Genomic DNA, 20,348 nt, shown 5'->3' on the forward strand with positions numbered 1-20,348 from the left:
GTTCGCAGGGGGTTCACCTCAGCGGGCAGTGATCCTCGATAGCTCAATTGGCAGAGCAGCCGGCTGTTAACCGGCAGGTTGTTGGTTCGAGTCCAACTCGGGGAGCAGGCAGGCCCTCACCGTTCGCGGTGGGGGCCTTCTCGCGTTCCGGGGCGAGTCCCGCGTGCGGGGCCCGTGCGCGGGATGGTTGCGCGGGCGCGGTGGTCGGGTGCGCCGAGTCTCGCGCTGGCGGACGAGACGCGCGTTGCGGGCCGCGAGTCTTGTCCGCCGAGCCGAGTCTCGGGGCGGCCGGCTGGGGCGGGCTGGGCTGGCTGCGCCGGGTTCGCAGGTCGCGTCCGGACGGAAGCTGTTAGCGTTCACAGGTGACCACCCTGCGCCGCGCCCTCGCCACGACGGTCATCGTCGCCGCGGCGCTCGGCCTCGCGGGGTGCACGGCCGGTGTCGAGCCCGAGCTGGACGGCTCGGTCGACGCCACCTCCGGGGCCGAGGTCGCCGCCTCCGGCAGCGCGCCGATCGTCTTCGCGTTCGTGTGCCGCACGGGGCAGGGCGACGCGACGGAGACCTACACGACCTACGCCGCCGCGTGGGAGGCGGACCGGACGGACTGCACGGCGAAGCCGATCACCGGGACCGAGATGTCCGCGCAGCAGCAGGCCGCGGTCCGCGCAGCGGACGACACCGTCGACCTGCGCGACCTCGCGGCGACCTGCGCGGAGCGCGGGGTCGCACCGTGGACGGCTGCCGTCGAGACGGACGACCAGGCGCGCGTCGCTGCCGGGCTCCTCGAGTACTGCCCCGGCCACCCGGACCGGGACCGCCTGCAGGAGGCGCTGCTCGCCCACCGGGGGTGACCCGCGCCTCCAGGCCGGTCCGGTGAGCGCGCCGGACCGCGGCGGACCGCACCGGGCCGCGCTGCGTCAGCCCTCGGGGTGGTCGCGGCCGGGGAGCCAGGACTTGCCCGGGACGCCCCAGCTGCTCTTGCGGACGGCCTTCGCCGCCTGCTTGGCGTAGGGGTGCCCGAGGCGGTCGGCGTACAGGTAGCCGTCGAGGTGGTCGTACTCGTGCTGGAAGATCCGGGCGAGCCAGCCGTGGGCCTCGACCTCGAACGGGGTGCCCTCGGCGTCGACGGCGCGGAGCAGGACCCCCTCGGCGCGGCGCAGCGGGAAGCGTTCGCCCGGGATCGAGAGGCAGCCCTCGGACTCGTCGTCCTCGTCGAGTTCCTCCACGGCCTCGGGCACGAGGGGGCTCGTCCACAGCACGGGGTTCACCGCGACGCCGCGGTGCAGGACCTCGTCATCATCGGTCCATGCGTACACGAAGAGCCGCTTCCCGACGCCGACCTGCGGGCCGGCCAGGCCCACCCCCGGGGCCAGGTCCATGGTCTCGAACATGTCGTCGACCAGGGTGCGCAGGTCGTCGTCGAAGACGGTGACCTCGGCTGCGCGCTCGTGCAGGACGGGTTCGCCGGTGATGCGGATGGGGAGAACGGCCATTCACCCAGGTTATCCGGCGGTGACCGGTAGCCTCATCGCGTGACGACGGACCTCCCGATCCCGGATGCGGTGAACCTGACACCCTTCCAGGCCCTGATGATCCCCGTCGCCCTCGTCGGTGCGGTCTTCCTGTCGCTCGGCGCGCAGTTCCAGAGCCGCGGAGTCCAGCGGGTCGAGGCCAAGCTCGGCCGGCAGTCCGAGGGGCTCTCGGTCCGGCACGTGCTCGCGCTGCTCGGCAGCGGGTACTGGGTGCTCGGCACGCTCATGCTCGGGCTCGCGGTCGTCCTGCAGCTCTTCAGCATCACGAACGCGCCGCTCATCGTCGTGCAGCCGCTCGGGGCGGTGGCCCTCGTCATCACCACGTGGTTCTCGTCGCGGTCGAGCGGCCGGCCGCTCGGGCAGCAAGCCCGTCGCGCCGTCTGGACGTGCATCGTCGGCGTCGGGATCTTCGTCGCGATCGCAGCCTTCGTCGGTCGGGAGAGCGCGATCGACGCCGCCCAGCTGACGACGATCCTGCTCATCCTGGTCGTGGTGCTGGCGGTCGTGCTCGTCTCGTTCCGGTTCGCCGCGAAGCACCAGGTCGCGCTGTACTACATCGTCGCGGCGGGCGTCCTCTACGGCTTCGTCGCGACGCTCGCGAAGGTCGTGCTCAACCGGTTCGTCGCCGGCACGTTCGACTGGCTCACGGTGCTCGCGATCGTCGGGGTCGTCGTCGCGGCGGCGCTCGGCGGGTACTTCGTGCAGAACGCGTACTCGAGCGGGTCGGCCGACCTGGTCATCGCCGGGCTCACGGTGATCGACCCGATCGTGGCGGTCGGCATCGGTGTCCTGGTGCTCGGCGAGGCCGAGGGGGCGCCCTGGTTCGCCGTGCTCGGGTTCCTCGTCGCCGCGGTCGTCGCGATCACCGGGGTCTTCCTGCTCGCCAAGCACCACCCGGAGTCGCGGAGCTGACCGGCGGCGCTGTGCGGAGCTGACCAGCGGCGCTGTGCGGAGCTGACCAGCGGCGCTGTGCGGAGCTGACCAGCGGCGCTGTGCTGCGCGCTGCCGCCTGCCCGCCTGACCGCAGCCCGGGTCCGCCGCGAGGCGGACGCGTCCCTCCGGGAGCGTGCGGTACCGTCGAGGACCGACCAGCACCCGCCCACGAGAGGACGACGCCAGCCGTGTCAGAGGACGCCACCACCGCCACCGCCGAACCGACGGGTGCGACGGGCGGCTCCCGACCGCTCCGTGTCCTGATCGCCGCGGACACCTTCCCGCCGGACGTCAACGGCGCCGCCACGTTCGCCGAGCAGCTCGCCGTCGGCCTCGCGGAACGCGGGCACGAGGTCCACGTCGTCGCCCCGGCGTCGAGCGCCCACCACGGCACCTTCGACGAGGAGCACCGCGGCGTCACCCTCACGGTACACCGGCTGAAGTCGTACAAGTGGCCGTGGCACGCGTGGCTCCGCTTCGTCTGGCCCTGGAGCGTCCGCAAGTGGACCGGCCCGATCCTCGACGCCGTGCAGCCGGACGTCGTGCACATCCAGTCCCACATCGTCATCGGGCGCGGGATCGTGCAGGAGGCCCACGAGCGCGGCATCCGCGTCGTCGGCACCAACCACTTCATGCCCGAGAACCTGCTCGAGTACACGCCGTTCGGTCGGTTCACGCTGCCGATCGCGCTCAAGATCGCCTGGAACGACGCCGCCAAGACCTACCGGCTGGCCGACGCGATCACGACGCCGACGGTGCTCGCCGCCGACTACCTGCGCAAGGCGATCGCCGGGCAGCAGGTCCTCGCGATCTCGTGCGGCATCGACGCCTCCCGCTACACCGCGCGACCGGGACGACCGGCCACGAACGAGATCGTCTTCGTCGGCCGCGTCGCCCCCGAGAAGAACCTCGACGTCCTGGTACGGGCGCTCCCGCTCATCCCCGCCGAGCTGCAGGCCCACCTGACCATCGTCGGCGGCGGCGAGATGATCCCGAAGCTGACGGCGCTCGTGCACGAGCTCGGCCTCGACGACCGGGTGCGGTTCGCGGGCTTCGTCACGGACGAGGCGAAGCGGCAGGCCCTGACGAACGGCACCGTGTTCGCGATGCCGTCGACGGCCGAGCTGCAGAGCATCTCCTCGCTCGAGGCGATGGCCTCCGGGCTGCCCGTCGTGGCGGCCGACTCGATGGCGCTGCCGCACCTGATCGACGGCAACGGGTACCTCTTCACCCCGGGCGACGCCGCCGACCTCGCGGCGAAGCTCACGACGGTGCTGACCGCGTCGGACGAGGACTACACGACGATGCGCGAGCGCAGCCTGGCGATGATCGAGGCACACGACATCAACCGCACGCTGTCGACGTTCGAGTCGCTGTATCGTGGGGAAGCGGTGGCCTGAACGGCCTCCGAGGGGCGGTAGCCAAGCTGGTCAAGGCAGTCGGCTCATAACCGAACGATCCGCGGGTTCAAGTCCCGCCCGCCCTACGCGAAACGCCCGAGGAAGGCTGACCCGTCTCCCATGCAGTTCAAGCGCAAGCACGACGAGTCGGAGGAGCACGGCCCGACCCCGAACGTGACGTTCGAGAGGACCCAGGCCGGCACCGGGGTCCGGGTCAATGCCTTCCGGATCGGCTTCACGGGGGCGCTCGGCGTCCTGATCGCCCTGCTCGTGGGCACGATCGTCAGCGAGCTGAGCACGGTCCTCGTCTACATCGGCGTCGCCCTGTTCCTGTCGCTCGGCATCGACCCGCTGGTGTCGTTCCTCGAGCGGTACATCCCGCGGTGGTCGGCGATCACGATCGTGGTCGTCGGGGTCCTCGCGGCCTTCGCCGGGGTCGTGTTCGCGGTCGTCCCGATCCTCATCCAGCAGGCGACGAACCTCATCCAGAACTTCCCCGAGATCGTGCAGGACATCTCGCGGCAGGAGTGGGTGCAGGACCTGTCGCAGCAGTTCGCGGGCTCGTTCGACATCAACCACGCGCTGCAGTCGTTGCAGTCCTTCGTCGAGGACCCGGGCAACCTGCTCAGCCTGGGCGGCGGCATCCTGGCGGTCGGCGGCGGGATCCTCTCCGGCCTGACCGGTGCCGTGATCGTCATCATCCTGATGCTGTACTTCCTGGCGTCGATGCGCGGCCTCAAGTCGATGGCGTACCGGTTCGTCCCGGCCACCCGGCGCGAGAACTTCATCGACGTCAGCGAGCAGATCACCCAGGCGGTCGGTCGCTACGTCGTCGGGCAGATCAGCCAAGCGCTCATCAACGGCATCCTCAGCCTCGTGTTCCTGCTCATCATCGGGGCGCCGCTGCCGGTGCTCCTGGCGACCTTCGCGTTCCTCGGGTCGCTCATCCCGCTCGTCGGCACGCTGGCCGCGGCGATCATCATCTCGCTGCTGTGCCTGTTCGCCTCGCCCGCGACCGCACTGGCCGCGGCGATCTACTACCTCGTCTACATGCAGGTCGAGGCCTACCTCATCTCGCCGCGCATCATGTCCCGTGCGGTGCAGGTCCCCGGCGCCCTCGTGGTGATCGCGGCGGTGGCCGGCGGCACGATCGGCGGAGTCCTCGGCGCGCTCGTGGCCGTGCCGTTCGCCGCCTCGGTGATCATCATCGTCCAGAAGGTCATCTACCCCCGCCAGGAGCAGTCGTGACCGAGCGGTCCCTGGCGGACCACGTCGCCGAGCGCGACCGCTGGGCCCGCAGCGCGCGGGGACCGCTCGCGCTGGTGACGACGCAGCTCGTCGAGCAGCCCCAGCCGGTCTGGCCCGTGCCGGGGCGGTGGGCGCCGGCACCCGGTGGACTGACGGTCACGGCCGAGGCTGCGGACGGCATCGTCGTCGACGGGGTCCCGGTCGACGGGGCGGTGCTCGTCGCCGGCGACCAGGCGGTCGTCCCCTCGACGGTCGCCTTCGCGGACGGCACGGCAGCGACGGTGCACGGGCACACGCTGCGGGTGTGGGACCCGGCGAGCGACGCGGTCACCCGTTTCGCGACGATCGCGCGCTTCGACGCGTCGCCGTCGCACGTCACCTCCGGCAGGTTCCGGGCGACCACCGGCCAGGAGGATCGTGGCAGCGTCGTCGACGCCGCCGGCGATCCGCTCGTGGTCGCCGGCACCGTCTCGACCGAGGTCGACGGCGCCCCCCTGGAGCTCCTGGCGGTGCGTTCCGCGGTCCACCACGGTGTCGCCCGCCTGCAGCTCATCGTGCAGGACGCCACGAGCGCCCTGCCCGAGGACGACCCCGGCAGCTCGTACTCGATGGGCCGCTTCCTGTACCTCGACGACCCCGGCGCCGATGCCCTCGCCGCCGACGACTCCGGTGCCGAGGTGCTGCTCGACTGGGACCGCCTCGTCCTGCCGCCGTGCGCGTTCTCGTTCCAGTTCGCCTGCCCGATCCCACCCGAGCAGAACCGGATCCCGGTCCCGCTCCGCGCGGGGGAGCGCCACCCGGTCGACGCAACCGGAGCCGTCATGCACTGACGTCGCCGCGATCCGTGCGGCCCGGGTGTGGCGTTCGCAGCCGGTGACATGCATAATGGGCGTGTCCGCAAGGACATCACAATCGGATACCGATGTCCCGTTCCGGGACTCCGCACCACAGGTCGATGGGGAAGTCGCACCTGACGAAGCGGAGGAATCGTGAACGGAACGACGACAGGAGTGCTCTACGTGCACTCCTCACCACGCGCGCTCTGCCCGCACGTCGAATGGGCGGCAGGTCGCGCGATGAGCCGCGCCGTGAACTTCTCGTGGCTCGACCAGCCCGCGCTCGACGGCTCCCGTCGGACGGAGTTCACCTGGACCGGGCAGGTCGGCACCGGCGCGGCGATCGCCTCTGCCCTGCGCGGCTGGGAGCACCTGCGCTTCGAGGTCACCGAGGAACCGACGGCGGAGTCCGACGGCGGCCGCTGGATGCACACGCCGGACCTCGGCGTCTTCTTCGCGCAGACTGACGTGTCCGGCAACATGGTCGTCCCCGAGGACCGGGTCCGCTACGCCATGGAGCTCGCCGGGAGCAACGCCCTCGAGCTGCACCGGGAGCTCCGGCTCGCCCTCGGGCAGGCCTGGGACGACGAACTCGAGCCCTTCCGCCACGCCGCCGAGGGCAACCCCGTCGTCTGGCTGCACCGCGTCGGCTGACCCGCACGGTTCCGCCCGCCCGGTTCCTCCCGCACCCCGGACGCCGTCCGCTCCCTCCGGAGCGGGCGGCGTCCGTCGTTCCCGGTGGTCGCCGGGCGTGCCGGGGCCGGCCACGACGCGACGGAGGCCCGCCCTGCGGACGCAGGACGGGCCTCCAGGCCGTGACCGGGGGTCAGACCGAGCGGAACGCGACCACGGCGTTGTGCCCGCCGAAGCCGAACGAGTTGCTGACCGCCAGCAGGTCGCCCGCCGGCAGCTCGCGCGGCGCGGTGGCGACGTCCATGACGATCTCCGGGTCCTGCTGCGTGAGGTTGATCGTCGGCGGGGCGACGCGCTCGTGCAGGGCGAGGACGGTGAACGCGGCCTCGATCGCGCCGGCACCGCCGAGCAGGTGCCCCGTGGACGCCTTGGTCGCCGAGACGACCACGTTGTCCAGGTGGTCGCCGAAGACGCGACGCATGGCGTGGTACTCGGCCACGTCGCCCACCGGGGTGGAGGTCGCGTGCGCGTTGACGTGGACGACGTCCTCGCGGGCGGCGCCGGCGTGCTCGAGCGCCGTGATGACCGCGCGGGCGGCGGCGCTGCCCTCGGGGTCCGGGGCGGTGATGTGGAACGCGTCCGAGGTGATGCCGGCACCGGCGACCTCGGCGTAGATCTTCGCGCCGCGGGCCTCGGCGTGCTCCTTGGTCTCGAGGATCAGCGCCGCAGCGCCGTCACCGAGGACGAAGCCGTCACGCGTCACGTCGTACGGCCGCGAGGCGGTCTCCGGGGAGTCGTTGCGGCGCGACAGGGCCTGCATCGCGGCGAACGCGGCGAGGGGCAGCGGGTGCAGCGCGGCCTCGGCGCCGCCGGTGATGACGATGTCGGCCTCGCCCGATGCGACGTGGCGGTAGGCCTCGGCGAGGGACTCGGTCGAGGACGCGCAGGCCGAGAGGTACGTGCGGGCTCCGCCGCGGGCGCCGAACTCCATCTCGATGGCGGCGGCGGGGCCGTTCGCCATGAGCATCGGCACCGTCATCGGCATGACGCGGCGCGGGCCCTTCTCGCGCAGGGTGTCCCAGGCGTCGAGCAGCGTGTTGACGCCGCCGATGCCGGTCGCCCAGTCGACGATGAGGCGCTCGGGGACGACGGTCTCCGGGTCGATGCCGGCGTCGGCCCAGGCTTCGCGCGCGGCGACGAGCGACAGCTGCGACGACGGGTCGAGGCGCTTCGTCTCCGGGCGGGTGAGCTGGTCGGTGAGGAACCGGCGGCCCTGGCCGGCGAACTCGACGGGGAGTTCGAGCTCGGCGTAGCGCGGGTCCTCGATGCGGGTGATGCCGGACTTGCCGGCGAGCAGCGCCTCCCACGTCTCCGGGGCGGTCGCGGCGAGGGGCGTGATGGCACCGATCCCGGTGACGACGACGGTCTTGTTGGTCATGGAACGACGTGTTCTTTCGTTGGACGAGCTGGCTCGCGTGGGGAGCCGGGGGTGGACGAGACGAGCGCCGCGGCCCGCGGCAGTTCCGCCGGGGCCGCGGCGCTCAGGAAGCTCGCGTCAGGCCTGCGCCTTGACGATGAAGTCGACGGCGTCGCCCACGGTCTTGAGGTTCTTGACCTCTTCGTCCGGGATCTTCACGTCGAACTTCTCCTCGGCGTTCACGACGATGGTCATCATCGAGATCGAGTCGATGTCGAGGTCGTCGGTGAACGACTTGTCGGCGGCGACGGTGTCGGTCGCGATGCCGGTCTCGTCGTTGATCAGCTCGGCCAGGCCGGCGAGGACTTCTTCGTTGGACAGGGCCATGAGGGTTCTCCTTGAGGGGGGTGTCGTTTGACCGTGGGACAGCCTAGGGCACGGGCTCGATCCGTGCGCGGAGGCGCGGGGGACTAGGGGAGGACGACCACCTGCGCACCGAACACGAGTCCGGCGCCGAAGCCGATCTGCAGGGCGAGGCCGCCCGACAGGTCCGGGTGCTCCTCGAGCAGGCGGTGCGTGGCGAGGGGGATGCTCGCGGCGGAGGTGTTGCCGGTCGTGGTGATGTCGCGGGCGATCGTCACGGTGTCCGGCAGGCCGAGCTGCTTGGCGAACTCGTCGATGATGCGGATGTTCGCCTGGTGCGGCACGAAGGCGGCGAGGTCCTCGGGGCGGACCCCGGCGGTCTCGAGTGCCTGGCGGGCGACCTTGACCATCTCCCACACGGCCCAGCGGAACACCGTCTGTCCGGCCTGGCGCATGGTCGGTCGGGGTGCGCCGGCGGCCCACTCGTTGTAGGTCGCGGTCATGCCGATCGCGTCCCACTTCGAGCCGTCCGAGCCCCAGATCGTCGGGGCGATGCCGGGGAAGTCGCTCGGGCCGACCACGGCCGCGCCCGCCCCGTCACCGAGGAGGAACGAGATGGAACGGTCGGTCGGGTCGACGACGTCGCTGAGCTTCTCGGCGCCGACGACGAGCACGTGGTCGGCGAGACCGGACTTGATGAACGAGTCGGCCTGGGCGATGCCGTACGCGTAGCCGGCGCACGCGGCGCTGACGTCGTACGCCGCGGCCGGGGTGGCGCCGATGCGCTCGGCGAGCAGGGACGCCATCGACGGGGTCGCCACGGTGTGCGTGACGGTGCTCACCAGCACGACGCCGATCTGCGACGGCTCGATGCCGGCCTTCGCGATCGCCTCGCGCGCGGCGGCCTCGGCGAGGTCGACCGCTTCGACGTCGGCGCCCGCGCGCTTGCGGGTCACGATGCCGGTGCGCTGCCGGATCCACTCGTCGGAGGAGTCGATCGGGCCGACGAGGTCGTCGTTCGGGACGACGTTCTCGCCGCGGGCGGCGCCGAACGCGAGGATGCGGGTGAACTCGTGGCCGCGACGCTGCTGCAGCAGCGGACGGGAGGCACGGGGAGCGGCCGTCCCGTCGGTGGCGGGGGACGGCGTGGTCGCGTCGGTCATGCGGTTGCGTCTGCTTCCTGGCCTGCGGACTGGTCGCGGTCGCGCTCCAGGAGCTCGACGGCGGCGGGCAGGTCGTCGGGGGTCTTGATCGCCACGGTCGGGGTGCCGCGGAGGCCGCGCTTCGCGAGGCCGACCAGGGCACCGGCCGGGGCCAGTTCGATGATGCCGGTGACGCCGGCGGCGGCGAAGGACTCCATCACGGCGTCCCAGTGCACGGGGTTCTCGATCTGCTGGACCATGAGGTCGACGAAACGGCGGCCGTCGTCGACGCGGGAGCCGTCGGCGTTCGTCCAGATCGGCAGGCTCGGGTCGTGCGCGGTGGCGGCGGCCGCGACCGGGGCGACACGGGCGACGGCGGGGGCCATGTACCGCGTGTGGAAGGCGCCGGCGACCGCGAGCGGGACCACGCGGGCCTTGGCGGGCGGCTCCGAGGCGAGGGCGGCGATGCCGTCGGCCGGACCGGCGACGACGGTCTGGCCGCCGCCGTTGTGGTTCGCGGGGACGAGGCCGTGCTGCTCGAGCGCCGCGGCGACCGCGTCCGGGTCGCCCCCCAGGACGGCGGCCATCGAGGTCGGTTCGAGGGCGGCTGCGTCGGCCATGGCCCGGCCGCGCTCGGCGACGAGCGACACGGCGTCGGTCGGCTCGAGGATCCCGGCCACGGCTGCGGCGGTGAACTCGCCGACGGAGTGGCCGGCGACCCCGCCGACGAGGGCACGACGGCCGTCGGCGAGCAGGGCGTCGGCGGTGACCAGGCCCGCGGCCACGATGAGCGGCTGCGCGAGCGCGGTGTCCTTGATGGTGTCGGCGTCGGACTCGGTGCCGTGGTGCACGAGGTCGACGCCGATCGCGTCGGACCACGCGCCCACGCGGTCACGGACGGCGGCGTCCTCGAGCCAGGGAGCGAGGAAGCCGGGGGTCTGGGAGCCCTGTCCGGGCGCGACGACGACGATCACCCATCGATCCTTCCTGCCGCGGCGGCCGAGGAGCGTGTGGACTTCCGACAGCGATCCGCCGGAGACCTTGTGCGATCCCTATCGTCGCGCGGCAGGCCGCCGGCGGCCGGTGTTCGACTCGGACATGGCGCCGAGGATGAGCGCCGACTGCACGATGAGGGCGTCGCGGGCGTGCGTGGCGTCCCACCCGATGACGTCGGCGACGCGGCGGAGCCGGTAGCGCACGGTGTTCGGGTGCACGAAGAGCTCGCGGGCCGTGGCCTCGAGCGACCGGCCGGTGTCCAGGTAGCACCAGAGCGTCTGGAGGAGCTCGGTGGACTGGTCCTTGAGCGGCACGTAGATGCGCTGGACGAGGGCGGACCGGGCCAGCGGGTCGCCGGCGAGGGCCCGTTCGGGCAGCAGGTCGTCCGCCAGCGCCGGGCGTGGGGCGCCGCGCCAGGCCCGCGCGACGGCGAACCCGGCGAGGGCGCCCTTCGCGCTGGTCGAGGCGTCGACGACCCCGGGGACCTCGTTGCCGAGGACCAGGTGGCCCTCGCCGAAGGACGGTTCGAGGGCCTGCGCGATGGCGGTGAAGGAGACGGGCTCCTCGCCCTCGGGGACGTCGTCCCGCGGGGTGGCGCGGCCGATGACGACCACGAGCCGCGATCCCTGGACGCCGATGAGCACGTCGGCGTCCATGTGCCGTGCGGTCCGCCGGATCTGGTCGACCTCGAGCTGCTTCGGGGCGTTGCCGACCAGGACCGCGACCTCGCCGTGGCCGTGCCAGCCGAGCGCCGCGATGCGGGAGGGGAGTTCGTCGTCGTACTCGCCGGACAGGATGGAGTCGACGACGAGGGCCTCGAGCCGGGCGTCCCAGAGCCCACGGGCCTCGGCCGCGCGGGCGTAGACGTCGGCTGCCGCGAAGGCGATGTCCCGCGAGTACTTCAGGATCGCCTCCTGCAGCATCTCGTCGTCCTTGGCACGTTCCTCGACGACGGTGACCACCACGCGGATGAGCTGCAGGGTCTGCTGCAGGCTCACCGAGCGCAGGAGCTCGCGCGGCGCGGAGCCGAAGACGTCGGCGGCCGCGATCCACGGCGTCGACGCGCTGCCCTCGAGCCAGGAGATGAACGACGTGATGCCGGCCTGGGCCACGAGCCCGACGGCCGAGCGGCGCCCAGGGGGCATCTCGCTGTACCACGGGAGGGTGTCCTCGAGCCGCTTGATCGTCGCGGTCGAGAGTTCGCCCGACACCTGCCGGAGCCAGGAGAGCGCGCGGTCACGATCGCTCTCCCGGCCCACGGCGGTGTCGGTGCGGGGGGTGCTCACCTGCTGATCAGCTCTCGCCGCCAGCGCTGCCGGTCGTGCCGGCGGTGACGTCGTGCAGGCGGTAGCGGTCGATCGCCTGCTGGACGACGGCCTGGTCGACCTTGCCCTGGCGGGCGAGCTGCTGCAGCGTCCGCACGACGACCGAGGGGCCGTCGATGTGGAAGAAGCGGCGGGCGGCCGGACGCGTGTCCGAAAAGCCGAAGCCGTCGGCGCCGAGGGTCGCGTAGTCGGTCGGCACGAACGGGCGGATCTGCTCCTGCACCTGGTGCATGAAGTCGCTCACGGCGACGACCGGACCCTCGGTGCCGAGCAGGCGCTCGGTCACGTACGGGGTGCGCGGCTGCTCGTTCGGGTTGAGGAACGCGTGCTGCTCCGCGTCGAGACCGTCGCGGTACAGCTCACCCCAGCTCGTGACGCTCCAGACGTCGGCGGACACGCCCCAGTCCTCGGCGAGGAGCTGCTGCGCCTCGAGGATCCACGGCACCGCGACACCGGACGCGAGCAGCTGGGCCTTGGGGCCGTCGTGCTCGCTCGGCTTGAGCAGGTACATGCCCTTGACGATGCCCTCGACGTCGACGCCCTCGGGCTCGGCCGGCTGCACGAGCGGCTCGTTGTAGACCGTCAGGTAGTACATGACGTTCGGGTCGGCGTGCTTCGGCGAGCCGTCCTCGTTCGTGCCGTACATGCGCTCGAGACCGGAGCGGACGATGTGCCCGATCTCGTAGCCGTACGCCGGGTCGTAGGACACGACCGCCGGGTTCGTCGCCGCGAGGAGCAGCGAGTGGCCGTCGGCGTGCTGCAGGCCCTCGCCGGTCAGCGTGGTGCGACCGGCCGTGGCGCCGATCATGAAGCCGCGGGCCATCTGGTCGCCCGCCGCCCAAATGGCGTCGCCGGTGCGCTGGAACCCGAACTGCGAGTAGAAGACGTAGACCGGGATGAGCGGTTCGCCCTGCGTCGAGTACGAGGTGCCGATCGCGGTGAACGCCGCGAGTGCGCCCGCCTCGTTGATGCCGACGTGGACGATCTGGCCCTGCGGGCTCTCCTTGTAGGCCAGGAGGAGCTCGCGGTCGACCGAGGTGTAGTGCTGGCCGTTCGGGTTGTAGATCTTGGCGGTCGGGAAGTACGCGTCCATGCCGAACGTGCGTGCTTCGTCCGGGATGATCGGGACCACGCGGTCGCCGAAGTCCGGGGAACGGAGCAGGTCCTTGAGCAGGCGCGCGAACGCCATGGTCGTGGCGACCTCCTGCTTGCCGGAGCCCTTCTTCACGACCTGGTACTTCGCGTCCTCGGGGAGGGTGAACTGCGTGTACTTCGTCCGGCGCTCCGGCACGTAGCCGCCGAGCTCGCGGCGACGCTCGTGCATGTACTGGATCGCCTCGTCGTCGTTGCCCGGGTGGTAGTACGGCGGCGTGTAGGGGTTCTCCTCGAGCTGCGCGTCGGAGATCGGGATGCGCATCTCGTCGCGGAACTGCTTGAGGTTGTCGAGCGTGAGCTTCTTCATCTGGTGGGTCGCGTTGCGGCCCTCGAAGCTCGGGCCGAGGCCGTAGCCCTTGACGGTCTTCGCGAGGATGACGGTCGGCTGGCCCTTGTGCTCGGTCGCGGCCTTGAACGCGGCGTAGACCTTGCGGTAGTCGTGGCCACCGCGCTTGAGGTTCCAGATCTGGTCGTCCGAGTAGTCCTTGACCAGCTCGAGCGCCTTCGGGTCGCGCCCGAAGAAGTTCTCGCGGACGTAGGCGCCGTTCTCGGCCTTGTACGTCTGGTAGTCGCCGTCCGGCGTGGCGTTCATCAGGTTGAGCAGCGCGCCGTCGGTGTCACGCGCGAGCAGGTCGTCCCACTCGCGGCCCCACACGACCTTGATGACGTTCCAGCCGGCACCGCGGAAGAACGCCTCGAGCTCCTGGATGATCTTGCCGTTGCCGCGCACCGGGCCGTCGAGGCGCTGGAGGTTGCAGTTGATGACGAAGTTCAGGTTGTCGAGCCCGTCGTTCGCCGCGACCTGCAGCTGACCGCGCGACTCGACCTCGTCCATCTCGCCGTCGCCGAGGAACGCCCAGACCTGCTGGTCGCCGGCGTCCTTGATGCCGCGGTTGGTGAGGTACTTGGCCTGCTGGGCCTGGTAGATCGCGTTGATCGGGCCGATGCCCATCGACACGGTCGGGAACTGCCAGAAGTGCGGCATGAGGCGCGGGTGCGGGTACGACGACAGGCCGCCACCGGCGTGCGACTTCTCCTGGCGGAAGCCGTCGAGCTGGTCCTCGCTGAGGCGGCCTTCCATGTAGGCGCGGGCGTACATGCCGGGGGAGGCGTGGCCCTGGAAGAACACCTGGTCGCCGCCGGACGCGTGGTCCTGCGCGCGGAAGAAGTGGTTGTAGCCGACCTCGTACATCGCGGCGCTCGACGCGTACGTCGAGATGTGGCCGCCGACGGCGATGCCGGGGCGCTGCGCGCGGTGCACGGTGATCGCGGCGTTCCAGCGGATCCACCGGCGGTAGCGGCGCTCGAGTTCTTCGTCGCCGGGGAACTCCGGCTCGTCCTCCGGCGCGATCGTGTTGACGTAGTCGGTCGTCGGGACCATCGGCACGCCGAGGTGCAGCTCGTTCGAGCGCTTCAGCAGGCTCTGCATGATCTCGCGGGCCCGCTGGTGGCCGTGCGTCGCGACGAGACCGTCGAGCGATTCACGCCACTCTGCGGTCTCCTCCGGGTCCTGGTCGGTCCCTGCGGTGCTGCGCGGGTCCTGGTCGTTCACCGTCACCCTTGACCTCGTTCGTTCTCGTGGTGGTGGACATGGTGGTTCCCGTTCGGATCGGGTCACGACCGGCGGGGAAACCCACACCACTCTAGGCCCCACCACCGACCGGCAGCCTGATGGTGACGCGCAGGTGGACACGCGCTTGCATTCGGGTGCCGTCGGCGTACCATTGCCGATCGTGCACGCGCGACCCGCGCCTGCACACGCGACACGGGCACACCCCACGCCCGAGGAAGAAGCACGCACCGATGGCCCTGGAGATCGGCTCGATCGCGCCGGACTTCGAACTCCCGAACCAGTTCGGTGAGCACGTCCGCCTCAGCGACTTCCGCGGCGTCCGCCCGGTCGCCCTCGTCTTCTTCCCCCTCGCGTTCTCGTCGGGCTGCACCAACGAGCTGTGCACCCTGCAGGACAACATCGCGATGTTCGAGGACCAGCGGGTCGAGCTCATCGGGGTCTCCGTCGACTCGAAGGCCACGCTGCGGTCGTTCGCGGAGCAGCACGGCTACGACTTCGAGCTGCTCGCCGACTTCTGGCCGCACGGCGCCGTGTCGAAGGAGTACGGCGTCTTCCTCGAGAAGAAGGGCTTCGCCACCCGCGCGACCTTCGTCATCGACGTGCAGGGCCGCATCAAGGCGTCGATCATCACCGAGCCCGGTCTGCAGCGCGACGTCGCCGAGTACCGCGCGGCGCTCGACCGGCTCGCCGCCTGTACCGCGCCCGTCCCGGTCGGCTGACCCCGTCCCCGGTCGACTGGACGAGGACTACGCGCCGTACCCGGTGACGGCCGACCCGACCACGTGGTCGCTGCGTCGTACGGTCGTCCGGACCGGCGTCGGACCGGTCGTGGTGCACCACCGACCGGGTCCGCGTCCCGTCGTGCTGCTGCACGGCGTCGCGGGGTCGTGGACGACCTGGACGCCGGTGCTCCGGGCCGCTGACGGCGTCGACGGCCGGGGGCTCGTGCTCCTCGACCTGCCGGGCTGGGGTGCGTCGCCGCCGCCGGAGCGCCCGGTGGACGTCGACGCGGGAGCCCGGGTGGTCGTGGACGTGCTCGACGCGCTCGGGGTGGCCGCCGCGGACGTCGTCGGGCACTCGATGGGCGCGTTCGTCGGGCTCCACCTGGCCCGGACGGCCCCGGACCGCGTGCGCTCGCTCGGGCTGGTCTCCGGGACCACGACGGCGACGGTCCGGGCCGCCGCCCACCCGTTCCGCGCGCTCCGGACCCTGCCGGCGTTCACGCTGCTCCGCGCGGGGGTGCTCGTCACGGGTGGAGCAGCACGCGGCATGCTCCGCGGGCTCGCCCGGGTCGGGCTGCTGCCGCTGCTGGCCGCCCCGGTGTTCGCCCACGTGCGGCGGCTCGACCGGAGCGTGCTCGACGCGTTCGTGCAGGAGTTCCGCCCGGAGCTGTTCGCCCTGACCGCCCGAGCCGCCGCGGGGTACGACGTCGACGGCTGGCGGACGGTCACCGTGCCGGTCGCGGCGGTCGTCGGGCGCGGGGACGTGTTCGCCCGACCGTCCGACCTCGACGACCTGCGCGCACTCCTGCCCGCCGTGCGCACGGCGGTGCTCGAGGACTGCGGGCACTTCGCGCACGTCGAGCACCCCGCGGCCGTCGCGCGGTTCACCGGGCTGCTGCCGACTCCCTGACGGACGTCCTGACGCGTTCAGCGGGACAGCGCCCGTGCGGGGAACGTCTCGGCGACCCGCGACCGCACCTCGGCGACGACGGTCCGGCGCATCCCGGGGGAGAAGAGCGCGTGGTCGCCGTCCGGGACCTCGACGACGGTCAGCCGGGCGCCCCACCGTCGGACCGCACGGCGCCCGCCGAACCGGTCGAACAGTGCGACGTCCTCGGGGGTGGCCACGACCACGACGTCGGTGCCGCGGTCGAGGACGGGTCCGAGGTGACCGACCACGCTGCCCAGGGCACCCCGACGGGCGATGCGGTCACGGAGACCGGCCGGGACCCAGCGGTTGTACGGACCACGCAGCCAACGGCGAAGCGGGGAGGCGTCCGCGACCCCCTGTGCGGTCTCGGCGTACGACCCCGGCGCGGCCGGGGTGCGGCGGTAGTCGTTCGGGCTGATCTCGACGACGAGCCGCGGGTGCTCCTCGACCGCCCGGCCGGCGAGCCAGGCGCCGGCGCACATCCCGACGATCGCCAGTCGCTCGGCGGGCACGCGCAACGCGGCCACGACGGCTCGCTGGTCGTCCAGCCACTCCTGGGCGAACAGGAACGCCTGCTCGTCCGCGTGCACCGGTGAGCTCTCGCCCGTGCCACGGCGGTCGACCCGGACCACCCGGACGCCGTCGCGGGCCAGGGCCCGGGCGAGGTCGACCTGGTAGTCGGTGGCGCCCGTGCGGTGTTCGGCACCGCCGTTGTGCAGGACGACGACGGGGGCGTCCTCGTCCTGCGCCGACGACACCGTCTCGACGGCGAACAGCCCGTGCGGGCCGATCCGGAGGATGCGCTCGGCGACGCGGTCGTCGACGTCGAGGACCTCGTCGAGCGCCGGCGCCGTGGTCGACGTCGCGACCGCGGGTGCCCAGGCGTCCAGCCGGTCGACGATCCTGGCGACCGCTGCCCCGGGGATCCGCGCGTCGATGCTCGTGCCGTCGAGCAGCTCCGCGGTGCCCGGAACCTCGAGCACCTCGGCCGACCCGAGGGCCCGGGGTGCGCGGGAGCCCGGCCGGACGACCGCGATCGTCGGACCGCTGCGCGCCGAGTAGGTCAGTGCCTCGACGACCGCGACCTCGGCCGGCGGGAGGTCGATGCCGACGAGCGACTCGACCCCGTCCACCGTGAGTGCGCCGCTGACCGACACGGCCGCGAGGGCACGCTGGCCCCGGAGCCATGCTCGGCCGGATGCCGGGGCGTCCCAGACGACGAGCGCGTCGTCGTCCGTCGCGGCGGCCGCCGCGACGAGCGCGGCCGACGCCAGTCCCACGAAGGCGATGCGCTCGACGCCCGCGCGGCGGAGCAGCGCCGCCGCGCACCGGGCGGAACGCACCTGCGCGTCCGGAGCCGCGTCGTCGGCGGAGTCGCCACGTCCGGACGGGTCGTAGCGCACCGAGGCCACGCCACGATCCTCCAGGCCGTCCGCCAGCAGGCGGAGCGTGCGGTACGCGATCACGCCCTCCTGGCCGAGCGGCGGGCAGAGGACGACGCCAGCGCGCGCGGCGTCGGGGAGCTGGACGGCGACCCGCATCGCGGGGCGACCGGACCAGCCGTGGTGCGTGCTCACAGGCCGAGGGCCGCGCGGACGTCGCCGTCCCAACGGTCCGGGGCGGTGCCGTGCAGCGCGAACAGGGCGATCGTGATGCGCTCGAGGCCGAAGGCCAGGCAGGCGCTGTGCGCGACCGCGCCGTCCTCGGTGCGGAGGCCGAACGACGTGCCGAAGTGGTCCTCGTGCAGGTTCGCCGAGCTGATCGCCGTCTCGGGCAGGTCCGGGCCGTACACGTGCGTGACGAACTCGAACTTGAGCGACTGCTCGACCTGGTTGCGGGCGAGGACCTGCCCCACCCGTCCGAAGAACGGGTCGTTCGCGGGGACGACGTCGATGCCGAGACCGAAGGACTCGAGCAGCGCGCGCATGCCCGGGATGCGGTCGTCACGGTGCGCCCGGGCGGACGCGGGCGTGCCGACGTGCACGAACTCGTGCATGTGGAAGGCCTGCAGCCGCATCGGGTCGAGGGACGGTTCGCGGCGGAACGAGTCACCGAGGACGTCGAGGTTCCGGCCGCCGGCGGGCACGACGTCGCCGATCAGCCCGTAGACGGGGTGGCAGACCGCCGGGGTCAGCATGAGGTCGGCGGGCTCGAGGAACGACTCCCAGCGCTCGCCGCGGTCGCGGGCCGCCAGGAGTGCGCGGTGGGCGCGGTCGTCGCCCGTGAAGCCGGACACGGCGGCGGCGAGGTCGGGGAAGGACGCGATGTAGTCGGTGCGCTCGAAGGCGGCGAGGGGCTCGACGGGCGGGAAGCGCAGGACATCGGCGTCGAGGTCGGCCTGGCTCCGGACCGCCGCTGCGTCGACGGCGGCGTACACGCGCTCGAAGACGCCCGTGCGGCCGTAGAGACCGGGGGAGCCGAGGTCGAGCAGGACCCCGTCGGCGAGCAGCCGCCCGCGGAGGTCGGCGCGGGCCGCGTCGAGCGCGGAGAGGTCCTGGTCGGTGTCGGGCTGGGTCCCGGGCTGGGTGATGGTCACAGCAGTGCTCCCGTCATGAGGGCGAGGTCGGCGTCGGCGGCGAGGAGTCGGTCGTTGGCCACCATCACCGCGGCGCCGTGCGCGTCGCGGAGGTGGCGGCCGAGGCTGGTCTGGCCGCTCGCGGCGTACCCGGCGATCCCGACGATGCGGAGCGCCCGGGTGACGAGGTCGGTGGCGCGCTCGGAGGCGCCCACCTTGAGGGCGTTCGCGGCGAGGGCGTGGGCGGGCGACCCGAGGGTCTCCGGGTCGTCGGCGGCCTCGTCGAAGCGGTCGGCCGACCGGCGGACGGTGTCGCCGAGCGCCTGCAGGTCGACGAGCAGCTCGGCGAGGCGGAGGGCGGACGGCGGGGTCGTGCCGAGCGAGGCGCGGGCCTGCTTCCGGACGGCGGCGCGGGCACGGTCGGCGGCGTCGGCGGCGATGCCGAGCCAGACCGAGGCCCAGAGGACGTGCGACACCGGCAGGACCGTCGTCGCGGAGATCGTGGCGTAGTCCTCGGGGAGCACGAGGTCGGCGTCCGTGTCGGCGTCGAGCACCCAGCCGTGGCTGCAGGTCCCGCGGAGGCCGAGGGTGTCCCACGTCGACGTCTGCGTCAGCGTGGTGTCCGACGGCAGGCAGACGACGAGACGCTGGTCGGACGGTGCCGCGTCGGGGGAGCGGCGCGCGGTGACGAGGACCGCGTCGGCCTCGGTGGCGTAGGAGATCACCGGCGCGTCCTTGTGCAGGTGCACGCGGCCGTCAGCGGTGGTCTCGACGGCGCAGGTGCTGCGGCGGGTGTCGCCGCCGACGCCGCGCTCGGTGGTCGCGGACGCGACGAGCGCCCCGTCGCGGACGGCGTCGACCGTGCGGGCGATCCCGGCCGAGGGGCCGCCGTGCCGCCAGAGGGCCATCGCCTGGCCGTGGTGCATCGCGAACACCATGCCGGTGGCGGCGCACGAGCGGCCGAGGGTGGTCGCGACGCGGGAGAGCTCGGCGAGGGTCGCGCCCTCGCCACCGAGCCGGACGGGCACCGCGGCGGCGAGCAGGCCGTGCTCGCGCATCGCGGCGATGGCCTCGCGCGGGGGTCGGGCGTCCCGGTCGACCTCGTCCGCGTGGCGGGCGGCGACCTCGGCGACCCGGGCAGCACGTTCGGCGAAGCGGTCCGCGGGAGCCCCTTCGGCCGCGGCGGCGGGTGCAGCCGCGACGGCCGGTGCGCTCGCGACGGCCGGAACACCCGGGCCGGACCCGGCGGGGCGGTCGAGCACGGGGGCGCTCACGCTGCCGCCCCCGTCGGGGTGCCGGCGCCGACGAGTGCCGTGGTGGCCGCGGCGACGAGGGCCTCGACCGTGGCGAAGGTGGAGCGGTGCAGCAGCGCGTCCGGGAACTCGGTGTCGAGGTCGTCCTCGATCGCGAGCATCACGGTCACCGATGCGTGCGAGGTCAGACCGAGCGTGTAGAGGTCCGCGATCGAGGCGACGTCCCGGGCGTCCACGGCGAGCCGGCCGTGGTCCGCCAGGGCGCCGCGCACGACCTGCTCGACCTCGCTGGCGTCGGGTGCGACAGCGGTGGCGACGGGGTTCGGGTCCTGGTCCATGCCCGCCACCATAGGGACGACCGGGCCTCGGGAAGC

The 20,348-nt window shown here is 72.7% G+C and carries 19 protein-coding genes and 2 tRNA genes; 10 read left to right on the forward strand and 11 right to left on the reverse strand.

Going from position 1 to position 20,348, the window contains the following annotated elements; translation table 11 throughout:
• The first annotated feature begins 32 nt into the window (after positions 1-32).
• Together HUN58_RS15920 and HUN58_RS15925 are read left to right on the forward strand one after the other, a co-directional pair.
• Positions 33-105, forward strand: a tRNA-Asn gene (locus HUN58_RS15920).
• Positions 106-362: 257 nt separating this feature from the next.
• Positions 363-851, forward strand: a complete 489-nt coding sequence (locus HUN58_RS15925) for a hypothetical protein (protein WP_180225178.1) — start codon at positions 363-365, stop codon at positions 849-851.
• A gap of 66 nt (positions 852-917) precedes the next feature.
• Here HUN58_RS15925 and def read toward each other — a convergent pair whose 3' ends face one another.
• Positions 918-1,493: a peptide deformylase gene (gene def / locus HUN58_RS15930; RefSeq protein ID WP_180225179.1), complete on the reverse strand. Its 576-nt coding sequence runs from the start codon at positions 1,491-1,493 to the stop codon at positions 918-920.
• Between the two features lie 39 nt (positions 1,494-1,532).
• Between def and HUN58_RS15935 the strand changes: the two genes are divergently transcribed.
• From HUN58_RS15935 to HUN58_RS15960, 6 genes are all read left to right on the forward strand, one after another.
• The gene (locus HUN58_RS15935) at positions 1,533-2,444 is read left to right on the forward strand and encodes a multidrug DMT transporter permease (RefSeq protein ID WP_180225180.1); all 912 of its coding nucleotides are present in this window, start codon (positions 1,533-1,535) and stop codon (positions 2,442-2,444) included.
• Between the two features lie 209 nt (positions 2,445-2,653).
• Entirely contained in the window at positions 2,654-3,865 is a 1,212-nt protein-coding gene (locus HUN58_RS15940) for a glycosyltransferase (RefSeq protein ID WP_141861234.1), read from the forward strand.
• Between the two features lie 11 nt (positions 3,866-3,876).
• Positions 3,877-3,951, forward strand: a tRNA-Ile gene (locus tag HUN58_RS15945).
• A gap of 34 nt (positions 3,952-3,985) precedes the next feature.
• Entirely contained in the window at positions 3,986-5,113 is a 1,128-nt protein-coding gene (locus tag HUN58_RS15950) for an AI-2E family transporter (protein WP_180225181.1), read from the forward strand.
• Positions 5,110-5,943 (forward strand): DUF1684 domain-containing protein, encoded by an 834-nt coding sequence (locus HUN58_RS15955; RefSeq protein WP_180225182.1) that lies wholly within the window; start codon positions 5,110-5,112, stop codon positions 5,941-5,943. Before HUN58_RS15950 ends, HUN58_RS15955 begins: the two co-directional genes overlap by 4 nt.
• A gap of 156 nt (positions 5,944-6,099) precedes the next feature.
• Positions 6,100-6,603 carry a DUF3145 domain-containing protein gene (locus tag HUN58_RS15960; RefSeq protein WP_231050759.1) on the forward strand — a complete coding sequence of 168 codons (504 nt, stop codon included), beginning with the start codon at positions 6,100-6,102 and terminating at the stop codon, positions 6,601-6,603.
• 172 nt (positions 6,604-6,775) lie between these two features.
• Here HUN58_RS15960 and HUN58_RS15965 read toward each other — a convergent pair whose 3' ends face one another.
• From HUN58_RS15965 to aceE, 6 genes are all read right to left on the reverse strand, one after another.
• The gene (locus HUN58_RS15965) at positions 6,776-8,020 is read right to left on the reverse strand and encodes a beta-ketoacyl synthase (RefSeq protein WP_114850950.1); all 1,245 of its coding nucleotides are present in this window, start codon (positions 8,018-8,020) and stop codon (positions 6,776-6,778) included.
• 117 nt (positions 8,021-8,137) lie between these two features.
• On the reverse strand, positions 8,138-8,386 hold the full coding sequence (locus HUN58_RS15970; RefSeq protein WP_058741348.1) for an acyl carrier protein: 249 nt from the start codon (positions 8,384-8,386) through the stop codon (positions 8,138-8,140).
• A gap of 83 nt (positions 8,387-8,469) precedes the next feature.
• Entirely contained in the window at positions 8,470-9,525 is a 1,056-nt protein-coding gene (locus HUN58_RS15975; RefSeq protein ID WP_254631521.1) for a beta-ketoacyl-ACP synthase III, read from the reverse strand.
• On the reverse strand, positions 9,522-10,478 hold the full coding sequence (locus HUN58_RS15980; protein WP_180225183.1) for an ACP S-malonyltransferase: 957 nt from the start codon (positions 10,476-10,478) through the stop codon (positions 9,522-9,524). Before HUN58_RS15980 ends, HUN58_RS15975 begins: the two co-directional genes overlap by 4 nt.
• A gap of 78 nt (positions 10,479-10,556) precedes the next feature.
• The gene (locus HUN58_RS15985; protein WP_141861245.1) at positions 10,557-11,786 is read right to left on the reverse strand and encodes a CdaR family transcriptional regulator; all 1,230 of its coding nucleotides are present in this window, start codon (positions 11,784-11,786) and stop codon (positions 10,557-10,559) included.
• A 7-nt stretch (positions 11,787-11,793) separates the two neighbouring features.
• Positions 11,794-14,538 carry a pyruvate dehydrogenase (acetyl-transferring), homodimeric type gene (aceE, locus tag HUN58_RS15990; RefSeq protein WP_180225184.1) on the reverse strand — a complete coding sequence of 915 codons (2,745 nt, stop codon included), beginning with the start codon at positions 14,536-14,538 and terminating at the stop codon, positions 11,794-11,796.
• Between the two features lie 245 nt (positions 14,539-14,783).
• Here aceE and HUN58_RS15995 point away from each other — a divergent pair, with 245 nt between their 5' ends.
• Both HUN58_RS15995 and HUN58_RS16000 read left to right on the forward strand, forming a co-directional pair.
• Entirely contained in the window at positions 14,784-15,272 is a 489-nt protein-coding gene (locus HUN58_RS15995; RefSeq protein WP_058741353.1) for a peroxiredoxin, read from the forward strand.
• Positions 15,273-15,315: 43 nt separating this feature from the next.
• Positions 15,316-16,185 (forward strand): alpha/beta fold hydrolase, encoded by an 870-nt coding sequence (locus HUN58_RS16000; RefSeq protein WP_180225185.1) that lies wholly within the window; start codon positions 15,316-15,318, stop codon positions 16,183-16,185.
• A gap of 17 nt (positions 16,186-16,202) precedes the next feature.
• Here the strand turns inward: HUN58_RS16000 and HUN58_RS16005 are convergent, their stop codons facing one another.
• From HUN58_RS16005 to HUN58_RS16020, 4 genes are read right to left on the reverse strand one after another with little or no spacing between them, the layout of a single operon-like run.
• On the reverse strand, positions 16,203-17,783 hold the full coding sequence (locus HUN58_RS16005) for an alpha/beta fold hydrolase (RefSeq protein WP_180225186.1): 1,581 nt from the start codon (positions 17,781-17,783) through the stop codon (positions 16,203-16,205).
• Positions 17,780-18,742, reverse strand: coding sequence for an amino acid--[acyl-carrier-protein] ligase (locus HUN58_RS16010; protein ID WP_217488543.1), 963 nt, complete (start codon positions 18,740-18,742; stop codon positions 17,780-17,782). Before HUN58_RS16010 ends, HUN58_RS16005 begins: the two co-directional genes overlap by 4 nt.
• A complete protein-coding gene (locus HUN58_RS16015) occupies positions 18,739-19,995 on the reverse strand; it encodes an acyl-CoA dehydrogenase family protein (protein ID WP_217488544.1) in 1,257 nt (418 codons plus the stop codon). The genes HUN58_RS16010 and HUN58_RS16015 overlap by 4 nt, the downstream gene beginning before the upstream one ends.
• Positions 19,992-20,312, reverse strand: a complete 321-nt coding sequence (locus tag HUN58_RS16020; RefSeq protein WP_180225187.1) for an acyl carrier protein — start codon at positions 20,310-20,312, stop codon at positions 19,992-19,994. Before HUN58_RS16020 ends, HUN58_RS16015 begins: the two co-directional genes overlap by 4 nt.
• Positions 20,313-20,348: the final 36 nt, after the last annotated feature.

The organism is Curtobacterium sp. Csp1, assembly GCF_013347185.1.

Coding starts and splice junctions, on each gene's coding strand:
- def (WP_180225179.1), bottom strand. CDS start 1,493: ATGGCCGTTCTCCCCATCCGCATCACCGGCGAACCCGTCCTGCACGAG.
- HUN58_RS15950 (WP_180225181.1), top strand. CDS start 3,986: ATGCAGTTCAAGCGCAAGCACGACGAGTCGGAGGAGCACGGCCCGACC.
- HUN58_RS15965 (WP_114850950.1), bottom strand. CDS start 8,020: ATGACCAACAAGACCGTCGTCGTCACCGGGATCGGTGCCATCACGCCC.
- HUN58_RS15970 (WP_058741348.1), bottom strand. CDS start 8,386: ATGGCCCTGTCCAACGAAGAAGTCCTCGCCGGCCTGGCCGAGCTGATC.
- HUN58_RS15975 (WP_254631521.1), bottom strand. CDS start 9,525: ATGACCGACGCGACCACGCCGTCCCCCGCCACCGACGGGACGGCCGCT.
- HUN58_RS15995 (WP_058741353.1), top strand. CDS start 14,784: ATGGCCCTGGAGATCGGCTCGATCGCGCCGGACTTCGAACTCCCGAAC.
- HUN58_RS16020 (WP_180225187.1), bottom strand. CDS start 20,312: ATGGACCAGGACCCGAACCCCGTCGCCACCGCTGTCGCACCCGACGCC.